This is a genomic window from Bacillus sp. LJBV19, from assembly GCF_017797845.1.
GTDB lineage: Bacteria > Bacillota > Bacilli > Bacillales > Bacillaceae > Bacillus > Bacillus velezensis.
Genome location: NZ_CP072563.1, coordinates 1,844,611 through 1,860,780, shown reverse-complemented (window position 1 = coordinate 1,860,780; position 16,170 = coordinate 1,844,611). Strand labels below are relative to the sequence as shown.

Genomic DNA, 16,170 nt, shown 5'->3' with positions numbered 1-16,170 from the left:
TTTTATTTCGTGCCTGTTGATCCCAGTCCGCCGCGGTCATTGTTCCCGAGCTTGTCTACTTCGATCAGCTCCACTTCAGGCATTTTCTTCATGATTCTGAATTGGCAGATCCGCTCCCCCTTGGAAATGTCGGTATCCCGAAGCGCGAATGCAGGAAAAAACCAGAAGTCATTGTCGCCTTTATATGATTCATCAATGACTCCCATTGAATTTGTCTGAATGATACCGAAATGCTTATATGTACTTGAACGCGGAACGACATGGGCCTCATATCCTTCCGGCAGTTCCATCGCAACTCCAAGCGGGATAAGTTTGAATTCACCTTTTTTGATTGTTATATCTTCAGCTGCCCGCAGATCAATCCAATCGCCCTGTTCAATTTTACTGATTCTCGTTTGCGTATCATCTGAATATTTAATTTTGATTTGTAAAGTCATGTTCGCTGCTCCTTTTGCTTCCCTATTTCAGTCGTATTAATGACCAATCCGTGCCCCATTATACCATTTAACTGATAAGAATGTTGATTTTGGTGTATATGCAGCCGAAGAGGAGGCACGGCGAAGTCAATGAGAATAAACCTAAAATGAGGGCCCTTCCTATCAGTTTTTTCCTCCATTTTCACATGACAGCTTCACTTACAACAATGCAAAGCTTTATATCCGTTCTTTCAACAGAGCTTTTTTTAAATTTCACCTTGGTTTCAAAAGGAATTTCGTTCTGAATAAAGAATTTGAAGAATAAGCGCTTTAAGGGTGCGCGACTCTTTTCTGTCCCCTGCCTCAGGCGCTTATATCAAAAGAAAGAGGTGTCTTTAGAATGGTTCAATTTAAAAACTTTCCTGATCCGTCTTTAAACGCCCCATTGCAGTCTGGCCCTGCACAGCCCTCTGAATTGGAGCATCTCAAAGCAAGGATGCAGAATTTTATTAAGCATTCCGCAACGGATGATAATCTTGAGATCGCAGATGCCCGGGTGACGGCGGAAGGAATGGTCACCTCACTTTTAAAAGAACGGCTTGATACAGAATACGAAATGCTTAAGAATAAAATCACCCGGGAAGTGAATGTGGAGGACTACGGAGCGGTCCCTGACGGCCGAGACAATACGGAAGCCTTTCGGAGAGCGATCGGGAACGGCCGGGTCAAAGTAAATGTTCCCGCAGGAGAATTTTTGGTTCAAGGGATAAAACTCCCCTCATGGACTACCATTTCCGGTGAGGGACAAGGGATTACCGTGCTTAAGCTTCATGAGGACACTCCCGCATACGAATGGGTCATTACTAACGATGATTACGATAATGGAAACCGTAATATTTTTGTCCAGAACATGACTTTAGACTGGAATCCTGATCGTCAATACGGAGTCAGGAACCCCGGAGGACAGTTTTCCAGCTGTTTAACGTTTGCTAATGTGCAATACGGCTGGATTAAGAATGTTGAAACGGTTAACGCGGGTCTCCATGGTATTGATATTACATCTCCGACTTACGATCATTTGCCTGAAACAGAATGGACTAAAGACGGCTGCCGATATATATGGATTGATAACTGTGTGGCATACGGCGCCGGAGACGACGGCATTACCACCCATTACAGCGAGTATATTTTCATTTCCAACTGCCATTCCGGAAACCCCCGCGGCACAGAGCATGCTGAGGGCAGCGCAAACTCGAACGGCATTGAAATTGACGACGGCTCTAAACATGTATGGCTTTTAAATAACTATACGAGCGGAAATATCCGCGGGATTGAGGTAAAGGCGCACAGCCTGTGGCCGGCTTCTCAAAATGTTCATATTATCGGTCATGTTTCGTATCGTGATGTACGTTCATTTGATATTCGTCATATCGGCCATCATCAGGCCTCAGACCCCGAAAGCACGACGGCTTATGATGTTACTTTAACCGATTGCACCGCGATTGAACCGGTATTCAATGCTCTCTATGACGGTGTGACCCCGAGGGCGCTGGTCATCTCTGCCTATAAAAACGTTAATGTAAACGGATTCACAGCTATTGGTGATCCCTCATACGACTATGGCGGGAATCCAGTCGTGGCTCTTCAATACCGCAGTCAAAATATTACGATTAACGGCATTAAAATACGCGGCTTTACACAAGCCGGTGTTGACATCAATATATCCGGCGGATCAAATAAAACCGATTATGTTAAAATTTCAAATTTTGATATATACAAGTCTTCTCCTAAAGGCATCTCAATCGGCGGAGGCCAATATAACGTAAATATTATGAACGGTACGATGATCGGAGACGGCGGTTCCGTCGGAATTACGTCCCCTAACAGTCAGGCCGTCATTCTCGGGGTGCAAGCGGAAGGTTACAGCGCGGCCGCATCTATAAAAGGACAGACTTATGAGCAGATCCCCGTCAATTTAAAGGGAGGCGCACAGCTCGCGACCAGCTCCGGTTTTGCATTCAACCCGACAAGCGCCGTTATTGCGGGAACAGGCGATATTACGGCCAGAGGTGACAGAAATGCGATCATCAGCTCTTCCGGAGGTTCAAGTTCTGAAGGTTCAAGGGCATTTATCGCCGCTTCAAACAATGTCCATATTACGGGCAGCAAAGTCTCCAGAACGATTCTGTCATCAGAAAGCATTACACTGGAAGAACCATACACGGTTGCCGGAGGGCATCAGTCCATCAAATGGAAACTGGATTCAGCGGGCGGCCACGGTACGTTCGCCGGAGCTGTCACCTCTTCCCTGTCAGGGTACGGAGAATATTTTGAAAGTGTAACCGGCCAGACAATTCCCGCCGGGACGATCGTCACAGTGAAAGGCGAAAAAATTGAATCGGCTCACGTCGGAGATTACATGCTCGGCGTCATTTCAGAAACAGCCGCTTTTATCTCAGGAGCCGCAAGCTTCGGATGGCAAAGCCGCTTTTTGACAAACGAGTTCGGCGGTTTCATATACGAAAATGTGACTGACGAAGAAACAGGAGAAACGGTACGCGTGCCGAAACAAAACCCAGACTGCAGTCCGGCTCTTGAAGCTGACTATGAAGCACGCGCGGCCAGAGACGAATGGCACATTGTCGGACTCAACGGCCGGCATTACGTACGGGTCGACGGTACGGTCAGCCCGGGAGATTATATCACGGCTCATAACGGAATCGGGACTAAAGCCGCGGAAGGCTGGAAGGTATTGAAACTGACAGCCTTATACAGTTCTGAAAAAGGGTACGGCATTGCAATTGCGGTTATCAAATAGGGTCTCAATATCAGGATCATCTCCTCTCTTTTCTATCGGGCGGGTATGATCCTGTTTTTTTATACCGAATGAGATGCCTCTTTTTCAGCATACCGTTTCATTTGTCCAAGCCATCCATGCTTTCTGTCATAGAATACTACCGTCAGATGAAAAAAGGAGGAATATGAGTATGGATATGGGTATGGATATGGACATGAACGGACATTATGATCACCACCCAAAGCAGCCTAAACAAAAAAAGAAGAAACAAGATAAAAAGCATCTTGATTATGATTACATCGTTGTTTATAAAAGAAAATGCAAAAAATGCTGCTAACTTGACATATCAACACTTTTTACACCCGGTAAACTCCGGGTGTTTTTCTTATTATGGCGTTTCTCCGGGCTATTTTCACCCAAAATCCGGTCATCCTGTCACAATACATAAAAAGACTCTATTATTTTCTTCCCTTTTCGCCTAATTAAAAGTATTTCATTTACAGAAAACAACACAAATAGAATGACATGACTTTTGAGAAAATCTACTCTTTGCTTGGTCAATTTTTCTGCGATACCATGAATTTGCAACAATTTTAAAAAATTTCCTCAGGAGGTCATAGCCATGAAAATCGCCAGAACGGTAGTCGGATCATGCTTAGCTTTATCTCTAACAATTCCTTTCACAGCCAGTGCCTCAGCAGCCAGTCAGTCTGAACACGCAAACGCGCCTCACGTTTCACCAGTTGCAAATCCGTTAGAAAGTAAATTATCCCAGACAGCAGACCAAAACGTAAAAGCAGCAGGTGTTGATGCCGGGCTGAACGTAAACGTAGATGTTCTCGGAATCTCAGATCGCATTGCTGAAGCAGTTAAGTCAGATCAAAACCGAACCGGCTGGGTAAAAAATGTCATGGAAACAACATTTTACGCATCAGGACAGAAGTACAACGTCATGGTGTTCAATTTAAATCAAGAATATGAAGACCGCTTTAACGGCGTTCAGTTTTACGGATCAGCCGTTTATGACGGCATTACTTACGGAATCTGGGTCTTCGAAGACGGGTCCTTCGATAACAAAGGGGACGGGGGCTGGATCAATTGGGCATTCAGAGGGTGGTTCGATCGTGATAATCAGCATATTGAATTCCACAGACCTTAATACGGAGAAAACTTGCGGCAGCGCCCGCAAGTTTTTATTTTGATAACGGGATACTGCACATTTTTCACCGTTATAACGACTATACTTGAAGTGCGGGCTCCGATCGCAGCCCCGTAAAGTCTTTCAAAGTGAGGGTATGCCATGTCAAAGTCTTTAAAAATAATGTTGTGGAGCATATTGGTGTTCATCATCTTGTTAGTGATTATCGGAATCGTTTCTTACAATCAAACACCGTCTGCAGAAAGCGCAGCGGAAAGAATGCTTTACAGCGTCTAATCAATGTTAAGCCTTCATCGGCTTTTTTTATTTACCGCAGAACACTTGAAGCTCTTCTATTTAGATCGTTAACGTTCCCATTCGGAATGGAGTATACGCGTGTATCATCAGGCAATCCGTTTTGATACATGGTTCCGATTATGCCCTTCGCATCTTTTTTCTCGATTCCTCATCACATTCCCTTTTTTCATGCTACTGCTCTTGAAACCAACCAAAAGGTTCCAATCCTAATATCTTGTTACTTTTCATTTTTTTAAAAACAAGCCACCTGCGCATCCTCTTCGCAACTTCTCAATGTATGAGCCTACCCGTTTCTATTACAGGAAGCAGCACGATGCCTCCTTTTACTCATTTTAACGGATGGTCATGTAAAGGAAATATAGACTAAAAAACCTTTTTTCAAAAAGTAAACTAGCATCCCTATCAAACTTTTCATTTCGGCATAATATGTATTAATCCTCTTTAGGAGGTGAGATTATATGGGATTCTCAGGTGGTTATGGTAGCTCCTTTGCGTTAATCGTGGTGCTATTCATTTTATTAATCATCGTTGGGGCTTCTTTCCTCGGCGGTTATTAAGAATCCTCTTACCTCCGCATCCATGTCAGCAGCACCTCCATGATCGTACGGCGCCATAAATGAAATGTTTATGGCGCTCTGCTGTTTTCCCCTTTTCATTCACACATAAAAACTAAAAAGATCGGCCGATGTATCAACATGCAGCCGATCAGTAATTCATAGATTATTGTGTAAGGTTTACATCGATGACGTTATAGAAGGCATTGGAAGTATCCGCAACGTCCCATACCCCTAAAATGACATGATACCCGCTTCGATCAGTCGGCACAAAAATCTTATGAGTCAGATTCGTATCTGCCTTGGAACCGTCGTGGTTTACCGTTCCGATTAATTCGAATTCATCTCTTGACAAAGGTTTATTCGGATTCCAGTTTTTCTTGGTGATATAATAGTGCCACTTTGATGTCGCATGAGGAGCCGTGTAGTACCAAGTAAAGGTGTTAAAACCGCCGCGGATGTTTTGTTTTACCCAATAATCTGCAGTCTGCTTGTCTAAACCGAAGTCAATTTGTCCTGATCCCCCATTTGCAGACGCAATTCTTCCATCCGGCGGACCTGCAGCCGGAAATCCTTTCGGCCCTTCTACAGACTGAGGATTATCAATGACGGAGCCATATTTCTGCGCAGCGGCCGTCCAGCCCAATGTTTGTTTCTCTAATGCCCCCATGTACGCTCTGCTGACGGGCTCTTTTATATACCCGTGCGCAGATGCATCACTTGAATAGAAAGCGCCTCCAATACCAAGAGTAACAGTTAAAACTGCAGCTTTGACTAAACCCTTCATTACTGCATCATCCTCCCTCTTTTGTTAATAAAAACCTTTCGGTATATACACTTCACGATGGAGGATGAAATGACCTTCCTTTTCTTGATAGGAAAAAGCAATGAGGTTCGCGCTTTTCCCTTTGTTTTTTATAATCATGAAGAAAAAGCCGGGCCGATTCTGTTGTCGAATCCGCGATTGACCGGCCCGCCCCTTTTGCTCAGAACTTCATTCGCTGGATTTGCCGGTTTCTTTTCGGATAACCGGTGCTACTTCCGCTGCTAATCGTTCGATGTTTTCCGCGGCTTTTTTAAACGGCATACCTCCTATATCGATTTGCGCGAGAAATCGCTGATGTCCGAATAACTCGTATTGATGCATGATTTTTTCAATGATCTGCTGTGAGCTTCCCACAAATAAAGCTGTTTCTTTTCCGGACGCCCGTTCAAAATCTTCCTTCGTTAAAGGCTCATCGATCCCGTGATATGAATGAACATGAGACCAGTAATTTGAATGATACGGGTAAAATTCTTGTATTGCCTGTTCATTCGTTTTTGAAATGAACATATGTCCGGTTACGGCAACCTTCACATTTTCCGGAGGATGACCGGCTTTAGAAGCCGCTTCCCGGTATTTGTCAACAAGCGGCTTAGATGACACCGGATCACCGCTCAGTACAGCTAATGCCAAACCCGCACCTGCACGCCCGGCCCGTTCTGCGCTTTCCGGAGTCCCCGAAACACCTAACCATAGCGGAATGCTTCCGCGAAAAGGCCGAGGAGAAATTTCTGCCTCGCGCAGCGGCGGCCGGTAACGTCCTTTCCAGGTAACCGATTCTTCCCCGGAATTTAATTTTAAAAAAAGGTCAATGTGTTCTTCAAACAGTTCTTTATAATGGCCTACGTCATAACCGAAAAGAGGAAACGAGTCTAAAAATGCGCCCCGTCCCGCAATGATTTCCGCCCGGCCGTCTGAAATCAGATCAAGCGTTGCAAAATCCTCAAATAAACGGACGGGATCTGCGGTGGATAATACAGTCGTGGCACTGGTCAGCTTAATATTTTCAGTGATCTGTGAAATCGCTGATAAGATGGCCGGCGGCGAAGATACCGCATAATCAAGACGATGATGCTCGCCTACACCGAATACATCAAGCCCTGCGTCGTCAGCCAATTTCGCCAGCTTCATCAATTCATCTATCCGCTGCTTTGCGCTGACTGTTTTCCCTGTCAGAGGATCGGGATATAATTCTGCAAATGAATAAATTCCAATTTCCATACAATCACGGTGTTCAGCCCTCACATTTCTCTCCTCCTGCACTGTGTAAAATAGCTTTTATGTTATTCTATTCAGCCGTTTTACAAATAGGAATTCGTTCAAAATAAATACAGTAGCTTAACATGCAGAAGGTCGGTATGAGAGGAAAAAAAGTTTCTGGCGCCCTTCAATTCTGCCCATTACACTCATGCAGCCCGACTAAGCAAGAACAAAGCCGGCACAAGCGGATTCGAATTCATGTGTTCATTTTCAGTCCAATTCAATCAAAATCGTGATATTGATCATAAAGCTTTCGTATTCTTCCGGCATCAAGAGCAATGACTTCACACCCTCTGTCATCATACAGAAAGAAAATAATATCTTTTGTCATATTCACAAAGAAAACATCAGGATACCCAACGGAACAGCCCCCGAACCTTGGCTTCAGCGGAAAATCTTCGTGGACGGCTGCCTTAAGTAATTGGGGGATACGCAGATCTTTCCGTTTACATAATAAAGAAAACTGCTGCATTTCATATTCTTCTTCGACCGGGCATTGACAGGTCTTCACTTGAATCCGATATAAATCATCCTTACACTTCAGAAACGGCTGATAAACCTTTAATTTTCTCGCGTAATTACCTTGAGTTTTGTGCTTATACACGTTTGCAACAAGAAACAAGTCATCGCTATGTTCAAACAGCTCATTGAAAAGTGCGGCGGTTTGATGATGAACAAGCTGAAAATACTCAAGATTCAAAGCACCGCTTTCATTAAATTGATACATATTGCCGCCGAGAGAAAAATGAATTCCCACATCCCATTGATGATAAATGCCGGGCACTAATTTTAAAGTCGGAAACCTTTCCTTCAGATAATCATTTATTTTCATACAAACATCTCACTTTCCGTTTCCCGCTCAAGAAGCAGAAGAAGCCGAAAACATTCCGCTTATTTCTTTTTCACCCTTGTAATATTATTCCGATTGGAATACAATGAAATGGAACACTGTGAACCCCATTGATCAGGGTGGATGCTGGTCACATTCATCCTGATCCTTTCTTTTACACAAGATAGCCCCAACTTTGAACCCCTCCGTTTCCAACCTTATTCATTGATGTTACATATATTTCAATGGTATTATTTTCTTACACATAAGCATCAAGAGGTGTCCGCTTTGAACAACATCAGAAGATTAAGAGAATATTTCCGGTCTCACCGTAAAATAAGTCTGGCTGCAGACTTGCTTACGGCTGTATTGCTTATCTCATTATCCATTCTTTTTAACGGACGCCGGCAGGGAGCTGTTAATGGTTTCTTTATGTATGTCTTAGTAAGTAATTTTATCGGCTCCAATGCCTCTTTTATCGACTTCAGCAAATCGAGGAAAAACAGACAAAAATAAAGGCTCCGCGTCAAAAAGAGGGTTATACCGCCCTCTTTTTATTCTTTCAGTCATACCAATGCGTTCTTTTCAGGTTGAATTTTTCTGAATAGGACTCATGATCGGTTTTCCATACTGCTTCAACAGTGATTTCATGACCGATCACTTCATTTTCCGGCATATATTCAAACGTCTGAATATGGTCTTCTCCCGTTCCGCCGCCTTCTAATTTCTCTCCGGTGTATTCTGAAAGATGATAGTCTTTATCTTCACCATATTTCCGGCCGTCAACAAATAATGTTAATCTCTTAATCACCGTGTTCTTTTCATTCACTTTATTACCTCTGTAATACAAATTCAAGAAATAGTTAGGGCCGATAGAGGTCTTGCCTGATTTTTCGATTGACGCTTCCCACGTCTTGCTTTGGCTATAGCCGATATATTTAACTTTTTCTCCTGAAATTAAAGAAAACAGTGCACATCCGGCTGCTATTATGAGAACAGTGATAATAACCAGCAATGTTTTAATGACTTTACGTTTTTTCATGACATCCCGCCTTTATCATTTAGAACGTATGAATATTAAAATTGTTACATTTAATTTGAAAGAATAATAAAAAGGGATTCTAATCCCAGGAATAAAAAAATACTAATAAAATCATATTCCCCTTAGCTTCACATCCCAGATTGCCATGCAATAATGATAAAAGTCGTCCAAAAAGTTGTGACTAAAATAAGCATAACGGTTACAATCATTAAAATGAGACAACTTATTGTTAGAATTGAATCTTTGTTTTTGTTAAGAATCAGAGTAACCACTGATCCTGCAGCAAATAGATACGACAAAACCGCACCGACCCAATACCACAACATAGAGTCATTGCTCCAGTAAGCCATTGACTGCATATAAATACTGAATATAAATCCTGACAATGCTAATAGAAACGAAACTAAATTTGATTTCAAGTTAGAGTTCCTTTCTTCATAAGTTTTATTTTTAGGAACGGTCATACATCTGATAACACCTTTTATGCGATATGCTTCGCCGCTTTGTCTGCATATTTTAATTCCTATTTCGTTTTTAAATATGTTTACTAAAGCAGAAATCATATAAAGTACACCTGAAACGCCGATTTAAAATTAAATAGATGTTTTATAAGCGTTAATTGCTTGATTTCTCAAAAGCATATTATCTTTCGTAACCATTCCAAGATTGTATGCTTGTTTGATGATATCCAGCACTTGATTATCGGTTTCAGTTACAGCTCGTCCACCAGTTATTCTGGATTTCCAGTAATCAAACTGGTGATTTCATTCTGAACTGCTTTTAAGGTTTTGATTATCAACCACTTTTCCATTCTCGAGCGCATCTTTCAATTCATCAAAACGAATTGAACATTGCTGATTCGAATGACTTCCTGCACCTTCTGTCGCTAAACTGCAAAACGCTAAAAATTTCGGATCTTTCGTGATATTATTCATCCTCTCTCTAATTTTACAACGTTCCTATAAATGATTTTCATTTTTTCCAAGCCCTTCAACTTGAATCTCATTTGAAGGAAGTTCGTTCATTGGAATTTCAATGTATTTGTCCCATCCTATCACTACCCTGTTTTGCCCAAGTATAACATCATATTTGTATATGTTTGCTTCACCTTTGTATAACAAATTCCTTCCGCCTTTGGCTTTAATGACGGTTGAATTTGAGCCCATAAAGGGGCCTTTAAGATGTAACGGAAGAATCTGAAGACTGAAGCTTCAGCAGCTTCTGTATCAAAGTGACAGCTAGTGCAAGTATTACACACCTAAGCACTTTTCAATTCTGTAACTACCTGGTATTATTTCTCACGTTATTTATCGGTAATTCTATTGATAAATTCAACTCAAATACAAAAAGAACCTGTCTCTAACAAGGTTCTTTTCGTTTTGGTAACTGTATATTGTTTTTAACGACATATAAATGGAACTAGTGTATAATGTTTTCTGAATATTAGGCGTTTACGCTCAAGGGAGTCTTGCTCATCCCCTATGGAAAGGGGGTGATGCTTATGTCAACATTTCAGGCATTAATGTGAATGCTTGATTCGGGTCGATTATAATCGCCCTGTTGACGTATATAAATAAAAAATAGACCTCCCTTGAGCCTGGAAACTTAAAGGGTTGGGCAACTTTTTGTACAGAACCGGGGTGCTGCCAACACCCTGGTCTTTTTATTATGCATTTCTTATTAAAGAAATACACTGTACCATGGAACCATTGAAATGATTTGCAATACTTTTGTTTATTGGATATCACCGTTATTTTATTTAGAGCCGAGAAGAAGCTTTAATGTATCAATGTGCTTCAACACTTTCCAAATACTTTTCATGTTGTCTTTCTAAAACATTAATATCCTTTTTAATGATCTCAACTTTATATTCTTCTTTAACTTCCTCAGATAAGTTATCGTTTAAATAGCGCCGTAATTCTTCTTCACTTTTTGTTTTATCCATACCAATTGATATGACTGGGTCTGTTTCTCCAATCCCAAAGCTAAATAAGCCAAATTCATCCCATGCGCTTTCTAATACTTCCTCAGTGGATTTTTGATGTTTAAAAGGATGTGTAACTGCGCCATACATGAACACAGAAAAACAAACAATGATCAAGACCCCAATTAATTTCTTTTTCATTGTCTCCTCCTTTCATTTCAAGAATACCACAAAATACAATACATGGAAAAAACAATTCCTCAACCAACAGTATCCTATTTCATTACGGGTTGGTTTTGAGAGAATAAATGCTAATCCGCATCTTAAATAACGATCCAATTAGATTAGTTTAAGTTACCGTCTATCACCGTTTGAGAAACTAACCTCCCACACATTCACCATAATTCTCAGGAATTTTATTATAATACTTTTAGGAGTTTTACATATTCACCATATTCATCTTCACCAAGAAATAATACGGTTGTAAAGCCCTTCTTTTCATATAGATGTCTTGCGTTTAAGTTATCTGTATCTACACCAAGTGTTATTTCCTCAAATCCAAGTTGTTTAGCATAATCAATCAAATAATCAACAATAATACCGCCTATCCCGCAATTTCGATATCCTTCTTTAACAATCATACGAGATAGATAAATGCGTTTATCCGGAATGGTATAATCTGGGTCATTGTTTTGAAAAACTAACGATCCTTCTCCTATAAACTCGTCATTCACTGAGTAAATAAAAGTAATTCTGTTTCCGCTTACTAATTCGTCATAAAACACCTTAGCCATTTTCTTTTTCTTTTCCATGTCCCAAATATTATTACACTTATGGTATTCTTCGGGTTTTAATTTCTTTATTTGGTACGAATCCATAACCTCTCTCCCTTTTTATAATTAGTTTCTATCGAAAATAAAAAAGCTCTTTTTCTGAGAGCTTAACTTTGCAATACTTTTCCTAAAAATAAAAGCTAATTGTCCTTACCAAAGAGCAATTTTCCAAAATCATTGTCTAAAATCTCAATTTCCACATCACTCCTATGTTCATTAGTTTCAATTGGTTCATCTACTAAACTTAGAATAAACTCTTCAAAAGAGTTGGCAATAAGGAAAAAGTCTTTATCGGGGTGACTTAATTCATGATCCCAAAACAATATCTTTTCATTATCGATATCCATGCATATTTCATTCCCACCTGCCGAGCTTGCGATAGGAATAATATTTCTAGGAAAGCGATCAGAATATGTATCGATTGCTTTCTGAAGACTGCTATGATCGTTCGCTAAACCATAAAAACCCTCTAACAATTGTGTATCATCTCCCTTACCCATCCAAGGATCTTTCTCTATAGGTTTGTAGCAAACGTCATACTCAATCTCATCTGTTGTTTTTTTACTTTCTAAATAACAGCCTCCATATCCCTTCAAAAAATCCTTATAGTCGGAAGGCAATTGATTACCTAAATTTCTTTCAATTTCTTTGAGCTGCTCGTTTGTATTAATGCTAGGATCTGTGCCAGCATTAATCGTAAACTCTTTCAACTTTTGTTTGATCTTAGTGAAGCTCATTTTAATACTCCTTCATATGCTATGGAAAAACAGATATAGACCTTCTTTTTAGTTTTAATCGTCCCAGTCCTCATCATCGATCCAGTCGTCTTTCGATTCTTCAAGCTCTTCTATTAAAAACTCTTGGAATGTCCTAGCAACTTGTTTACCATATCCCTCTTGGTTATCCCAAAGAATGACTGGGCATTCTCCATCTATCATCTTGTTAGTGTCAAGACAATAAGAAAATTCATCTACATATTCGATCACTACAAGACCATCGGAAAGGTTATAATATTTTTTATATTCATTGGTCTGCTCGACAACTTCAGCGCCGTGAGAGTCATATCCGAGAATCATTGTTCCGTATGCTCCCCCTGAACCATACTCAGTTAAAAACCATTTATAGCTGTCTGGAAGAGTTACATTGAGATCCTCTTCTATTTCTCTAATCTGATCTTCAGTGACTCCCCCCGTGAGAATTGAATTTTCTTTATTTTCATCAAAGAAAGTTTTTATTTTCGAATAATCCATTAAACTTTCACCTCTTATTCTTGATTCTCAAATTGCTGAGCTCTCCATCTCCAATACCTTCTTCTGAAACTTTTATATTGTTTATCAAGCACAGGAGCATTTCTAAAACTCTGTCCATTCCCTTTTAATCCATGCAAAACATCACTGTACTTATTATGCCAGCTTTCAGGTATCTCCAGCATAGTACCAGGCTCTTCTTGAATTAAGTGATGTAAATTTATTTGCGTGCCATCTTTAGCAAAAGGAGCATTACCATTTTTCATCAGTTGAAGATTCGTAAAGCCTTTACGATTTTTTTGATTAAGGTCAATATCTTTCATTGTGTATACTCTACGGTTTACATCTCTAGGCTCTCCTTTAACTTTTACCTTGCCGTCTATTTCATAGGCCTCATACTTCTCTTTATTTAACCAAGGGACATTTACTTTCTGACCAGTAAATGGCTTTCTGCTTTCATCCAATTTCTTCGCATTGGACAAAAGTCCATTTTTAAGGTTTTGGCTGTTAACCACATTGTATGGTACGTTATCAGCCAGAGCAAGATCATACTTAGAGTTATAAGGAAGCAAATCTGAAATCTTAATGTCCTTAATTTTCTGACCTGCCTGTCCTGCCTTGTTTATGACCTTCCCCGCCGCATCAGCTTTGTTAACGGCTCCTGCGCCTTTTGTTCCGACGACAGCCACAGCCACTGAACCGACCGCATATGTCACCCATCTTGATCTGGAATACGCATCTCCATTTACCATATCCTTTTGATATGATTCCTCAATAGCTGTTGAAATGGAATTATACGTGTTAATCGGATGAGCAACTGCCCCTATGATACCTTCAACAACTTCATCAGGCTTGCTGATCAGCTGCCATAAACCTGTTACCGTGTCTTTCCCGACATCATAAAGGCCGACACCGGCTCCTTTTAATATATCCCAAGTTACTTCTCCAGCTTCTTCCAGCTGTTTTGCTTGTTCAAGCTGAATGACATATTGCTGTTGGGAAGGTTCAAGGTTCTCGTACCCGATCTTCTTCGCAATCTCTAAGTATTCATCCGGATCAGTCACACCGTCAGCAAGCTTTTTCTTGAGACCCTTGATTTCCCGCTCTTTCGCCTCTTCCTTCTTAATTGTCAAATAAGCATCCGAATGTCTTGCAATCTCGCCTTTTTTCTTATGTATGTCACTTTCTCTGTACGCCTTAGCGTTGTAGTGAAGTGGTGTTGCATTTTTCCCCTTACCCGTGGCATTTTGGAGCTGCTGAAAGTCAGCCTGAATGAAATGCTCATTCGCTTTGGTTTCTGTGTAATCTTTCGTTAGATCGTGATCAAGCTTTCCGAGTTTATGTATAGCCTCATCCCGTTTTTTGTCTGCTGAATCCAGCTTTTGATCGACATCCTCTGTAGAGAAAACATCAAGATGAATGATATCGCTGATTTCATTTATGATGTCCTTGAGTTCATTGCGCTGCTCCTGCATGATGGCTTTTGACTTATTCTTCGCATGAATCAACTCATGTTCTAAAAATGACTCTTCCACAAACGAATCGGCTAATCCGGCATCAGCTACTTTTCCTGAAATACTGTTAAGAAAAGCAATCTTCATATCGATCAGATCAAGCCAGCTGTCTGTGACACCAGCGTGATCTTGGAAGAATGCTTTGATGTTATCAGCACCTTTACCTGAAAACTCACTGTCGTCTAAGTCAGCCATTCCCTGAAACGCTTTTCTGAGATTGATAAATTGTTCTCTAATCTGATCGTATTGTTTTGCCCGCTTTTCCGCTGCTGAAATGAACGAGGATGCTTCAAATACTTTCATTTACGTCTCCTTTCTGCTTCTTTCTGTCTAAATTTTACCATAGGATATAATGCCTGAAGAACTTCTTTTTTGTTGCGTTGAACTTTCTCCGTTCATAAAAATAACCATCAAACTGATGTTTTCTCCCGCAAGTCAAATCGCGGAAAATGCATCGGCTGATGGTTATAAAGAGTATGGATCCCAGTCTTAAATGCAGGGAAGTGAGATAACGAGTACACCTAGATGCCTTCATATGTGACAACCCAATATTATTTATGCCATAAACAGCTAACAGCGCAGTAAAGGTCATTACAGCATTCATTTCCCTCGAAGTTATTCTTAAGATAGTTTAAATTAAGCTATTGAGTATTTTTTCAAACTTATTCACGCTCATCATCTCATGAGTGAGAAATATCCCATTATAAAACACGCTGAAAGTCGTCCAAACTGCCGGGGATTTTTGCGCCATATCTTTTGACGTTATTCGCCGGGCCTGAAAATGTAGTCCTTTCTTTTCAGTCAGTTCCTTTACATCCTTTAACAATCCGACTGCAAATGGGCATTGAGCTGTATAAAATATTGTGATTCCCTCATCATTAACGGAATTACTTTTCACCTGTTTTATAAATACAGAAGGATGTGCATGTTTATTCCACGTCAGTGACATCAACTGAAAATAGGGTTCTGCTTCATCTTGCACAGCAAATCCCATATGTTCAAAGAAATGCTTATCACTTAAATAAGGGAGTTTTTTCTTCCCCACTATATGAACTATCCCATCCATACCGCGGGATTTTGCATCTGACACACATTTTTCTAACAAGTGTTTGGCATGTCCGTTATTCTTATATTCACCTGAGACCCACAGGCAATTAATAAACATAAAATTAGGTGCGCTTACCGGAATCCACGCTTCTTCTGCAGGTAAATATTCAATAAAAACTTTTGCCCGTTCGTTTAGGCGATAGAACACCAAGCCATCAATCATTCGATCTTTGAGCCAGCTCTTCTTTTCATTTACCGCATCCTCATATTGTTTCGTACCTAATGCACAGCAAATATGATTGTCATCAATATTGTCCCTAGTCAACTCAATGTATTCCATTTTTCCTCACCCGCTTTCTGGGTTCATCACATGAATTTCAATTTGAACAATGCAGACTGGGCATGGCGCTAGTCGGTCTTTTTTAGAA

The 16,170-nt window shown here is 40.5% G+C and carries 19 protein-coding genes and 1 pseudogene; 6 read left to right on the top strand and 14 right to left on the bottom strand.

The window, feature by feature from the left end; translation table 11 throughout:
- Window positions 1–2: 2 nt before the first annotated feature.
- Window positions 3–437: a dUTP diphosphatase gene (locus J6600_RS09000; protein WP_003154017.1), complete on the bottom strand. Its 435-nt coding sequence runs from the start codon at window positions 435–437 to the stop codon at window positions 3–5.
- Window positions 438–816: 379 nt separating this feature from the next.
- Here J6600_RS09000 and J6600_RS08995 point away from each other — a divergent pair, with 379 nt between their 5' ends.
- The 5 genes from J6600_RS08995 (at window position 817) to J6600_RS08980 (ending at window position 5,226) form a co-directional block, all read left to right on the top strand.
- On the top strand, window positions 817–3,234 hold the full coding sequence (locus tag J6600_RS08995; protein WP_209388279.1) for a peptidase G2 autoproteolytic cleavage domain-containing protein: 2,418 nt from the start codon (window positions 817–819) through the stop codon (window positions 3,232–3,234).
- A gap of 169 nt (window positions 3,235–3,403) precedes the next feature.
- The gene (locus J6600_RS08990) at window positions 3,404–3,550 is read left to right on the top strand and encodes a hypothetical protein (RefSeq protein WP_162472287.1); all 147 of its coding nucleotides are present in this window, start codon (window positions 3,404–3,406) and stop codon (window positions 3,548–3,550) included.
- Between the two features lie 285 nt (window positions 3,551–3,835).
- Window positions 3,836–4,372, top strand: coding sequence for a hypothetical protein (locus J6600_RS08985; protein ID WP_007611706.1), 537 nt, complete (start codon window positions 3,836–3,838; stop codon window positions 4,370–4,372).
- 141 nt (window positions 4,373–4,513) lie between these two features.
- The gene (locus J6600_RS19685; RefSeq protein ID WP_257722394.1) at window positions 4,514–4,648 is read left to right on the top strand and encodes a hypothetical protein; all 135 of its coding nucleotides are present in this window, start codon (window positions 4,514–4,516) and stop codon (window positions 4,646–4,648) included.
- 479 nt (window positions 4,649–5,127) lie between these two features.
- Entirely contained in the window at window positions 5,128–5,226 is a 99-nt protein-coding gene (locus tag J6600_RS08980; RefSeq protein WP_003154022.1) for a YjcZ family sporulation protein, read from the top strand.
- A gap of 163 nt (window positions 5,227–5,389) precedes the next feature.
- Here the strand turns inward: J6600_RS08980 and J6600_RS08975 are convergent, their stop codons facing one another.
- From J6600_RS08975 to J6600_RS08965, 3 genes are all read right to left on the bottom strand, one after another.
- A complete protein-coding gene (locus J6600_RS08975) occupies window positions 5,390–6,010 on the bottom strand; it encodes a lytic polysaccharide monooxygenase auxiliary activity family 9 protein (RefSeq protein WP_003154023.1) in 621 nt (206 codons plus the stop codon).
- A gap of 207 nt (window positions 6,011–6,217) precedes the next feature.
- Window positions 6,218–7,291 carry an LLM class flavin-dependent oxidoreductase gene (locus tag J6600_RS08970; protein ID WP_014418008.1) on the bottom strand — a complete coding sequence of 358 codons (1,074 nt, stop codon included), beginning with the start codon at window positions 7,289–7,291 and terminating at the stop codon, window positions 6,218–6,220.
- A gap of 235 nt (window positions 7,292–7,526) precedes the next feature.
- Entirely contained in the window at window positions 7,527–8,138 is a 612-nt protein-coding gene (locus J6600_RS08965; RefSeq protein ID WP_209388278.1) for a DUF3885 domain-containing protein, read from the bottom strand.
- 285 nt (window positions 8,139–8,423) lie between these two features.
- Between J6600_RS08965 and J6600_RS08960 the strand changes: the two genes are divergently transcribed.
- Window positions 8,424–8,651 carry a hypothetical protein gene (locus J6600_RS08960; RefSeq protein ID WP_209388277.1) on the top strand — a complete coding sequence of 76 codons (228 nt, stop codon included), beginning with the start codon at window positions 8,424–8,426 and terminating at the stop codon, window positions 8,649–8,651.
- A gap of 46 nt (window positions 8,652–8,697) precedes the next feature.
- Here J6600_RS08960 and J6600_RS08955 read toward each other — a convergent pair whose 3' ends face one another.
- The 10 genes and pseudogenes from J6600_RS08955 to J6600_RS08910 all read right to left on the bottom strand — a co-directional run bounded on the left by J6600_RS08955 (window position 8,698) and on the right by J6600_RS08910 (window position 16,082).
- Window positions 8,698–9,177 (bottom strand): DUF4944 domain-containing protein, encoded by a 480-nt coding sequence (locus tag J6600_RS08955; RefSeq protein WP_014418006.1) that lies wholly within the window; start codon window positions 9,175–9,177, stop codon window positions 8,698–8,700.
- Between the two features lie 128 nt (window positions 9,178–9,305).
- Complete coding sequence (locus J6600_RS08950; protein WP_209388276.1) at window positions 9,306–9,740, bottom strand: DUF3902 family protein; 435 nt, start codon at window positions 9,738–9,740, stop codon at window positions 9,306–9,308.
- A gap of 30 nt (window positions 9,741–9,770) precedes the next feature.
- A pseudogene (locus J6600_RS19580) lies at window positions 9,771–10,112 on the bottom strand (hypothetical protein).
- Window positions 10,113–10,136: 24 nt separating this feature from the next.
- On the bottom strand, window positions 10,137–10,298 hold the full coding sequence (locus J6600_RS08945) for a hypothetical protein (RefSeq protein ID WP_245207611.1): 162 nt from the start codon (window positions 10,296–10,298) through the stop codon (window positions 10,137–10,139).
- A 665-nt stretch (window positions 10,299–10,963) separates the two neighbouring features.
- On the bottom strand, window positions 10,964–11,302 hold the full coding sequence (locus J6600_RS08935; RefSeq protein ID WP_209388274.1) for a YolC/YozM family protein: 339 nt from the start codon (window positions 11,300–11,302) through the stop codon (window positions 10,964–10,966).
- A 218-nt stretch (window positions 11,303–11,520) separates the two neighbouring features.
- Entirely contained in the window at window positions 11,521–11,979 is a 459-nt protein-coding gene (locus J6600_RS08930; RefSeq protein ID WP_209388273.1) for a GNAT family N-acetyltransferase, read from the bottom strand.
- Between the two features lie 95 nt (window positions 11,980–12,074).
- Complete coding sequence (locus tag J6600_RS08925; RefSeq protein ID WP_209388272.1) at window positions 12,075–12,671, bottom strand: SMI1/KNR4 family protein; 597 nt, start codon at window positions 12,669–12,671, stop codon at window positions 12,075–12,077.
- Between the two features lie 54 nt (window positions 12,672–12,725).
- Entirely contained in the window at window positions 12,726–13,184 is a 459-nt protein-coding gene (locus tag J6600_RS08920; RefSeq protein ID WP_017417856.1) for an SMI1/KNR4 family protein, read from the bottom strand.
- A 14-nt stretch (window positions 13,185–13,198) separates the two neighbouring features.
- On the bottom strand, window positions 13,199–14,998 hold the full coding sequence (locus J6600_RS08915) for a T7SS effector LXG polymorphic toxin (RefSeq protein WP_209388271.1): 1,800 nt from the start codon (window positions 14,996–14,998) through the stop codon (window positions 13,199–13,201).
- Window positions 14,999–15,326: 328 nt separating this feature from the next.
- Complete coding sequence (locus J6600_RS08910) at window positions 15,327–16,082, bottom strand: N-acetyltransferase (RefSeq protein ID WP_209388270.1); 756 nt, start codon at window positions 16,080–16,082, stop codon at window positions 15,327–15,329.
- Window positions 16,083–16,170 lie beyond the last annotated feature (88 nt).

Excerpts from the sequence above, each read along its gene's own strand:
- J6600_RS08975 (WP_003154023.1), bottom strand. The coding sequence starts at position 6,010 with ATGAAGGGTTTAGTCAAAGCTGCAGTTTTAACTGTTACTCTTGGTATT.
- J6600_RS08910 (WP_209388270.1), bottom strand. The coding sequence starts at position 16,082 with ATGGAATACATTGAGTTGACTAGGGACAATATTGATGACAATCATATT.
- J6600_RS08955 (WP_014418006.1), bottom strand. The coding sequence starts at position 9,177 with ATGAAAAAACGTAAAGTCATTAAAACATTGCTGGTTATTATCACTGTT.
- J6600_RS08920 (WP_017417856.1), bottom strand. The coding sequence starts at position 13,184 with ATGGATTATTCGAAAATAAAAACTTTCTTTGATGAAAATAAAGAAAAT.
- J6600_RS08990 (WP_162472287.1), top strand. The coding sequence starts at position 3,404 with ATGGATATGGGTATGGATATGGACATGAACGGACATTATGATCACCAC.
- J6600_RS08930 (WP_209388273.1), bottom strand. The coding sequence starts at position 11,979 with ATGGATTCGTACCAAATAAAGAAATTAAAACCCGAAGAATACCATAAG.
- J6600_RS08925 (WP_209388272.1), bottom strand. The coding sequence starts at position 12,671 with ATGAGCTTCACTAAGATCAAACAAAAGTTGAAAGAGTTTACGATTAAT.
- J6600_RS08980 (WP_003154022.1), top strand. The coding sequence starts at position 5,128 with ATGGGATTCTCAGGTGGTTATGGTAGCTCCTTTGCGTTAATCGTGGTG.
- J6600_RS08995 (WP_209388279.1), top strand. The coding sequence starts at position 817 with ATGGTTCAATTTAAAAACTTTCCTGATCCGTCTTTAAACGCCCCATTG.
- J6600_RS08950 (WP_209388276.1), bottom strand. The coding sequence starts at position 9,740 with ATGATTTCTGCTTTAGTAAACATATTTAAAAACGAAATAGGAATTAAA.
- J6600_RS08935 (WP_209388274.1), bottom strand. The coding sequence starts at position 11,302 with ATGAAAAAGAAATTAATTGGGGTCTTGATCATTGTTTGTTTTTCTGTG.
- J6600_RS19685 (WP_257722394.1), top strand. The coding sequence starts at position 4,514 with ATGTCAAAGTCTTTAAAAATAATGTTGTGGAGCATATTGGTGTTCATC.
- J6600_RS09000 (WP_003154017.1), bottom strand. The coding sequence starts at position 437 with ATGACTTTACAAATCAAAATTAAATATTCAGATGATACGCAAACGAGA.
- J6600_RS08915 (WP_209388271.1), bottom strand. The coding sequence starts at position 14,998 with ATGAAAGTATTTGAAGCATCCTCGTTCATTTCAGCAGCGGAAAAGCGG.
- J6600_RS08965 (WP_209388278.1), bottom strand. The coding sequence starts at position 8,138 with ATGAAAATAAATGATTATCTGAAGGAAAGGTTTCCGACTTTAAAATTA.
- J6600_RS08985 (WP_007611706.1), top strand. The coding sequence starts at position 3,836 with ATGAAAATCGCCAGAACGGTAGTCGGATCATGCTTAGCTTTATCTCTA.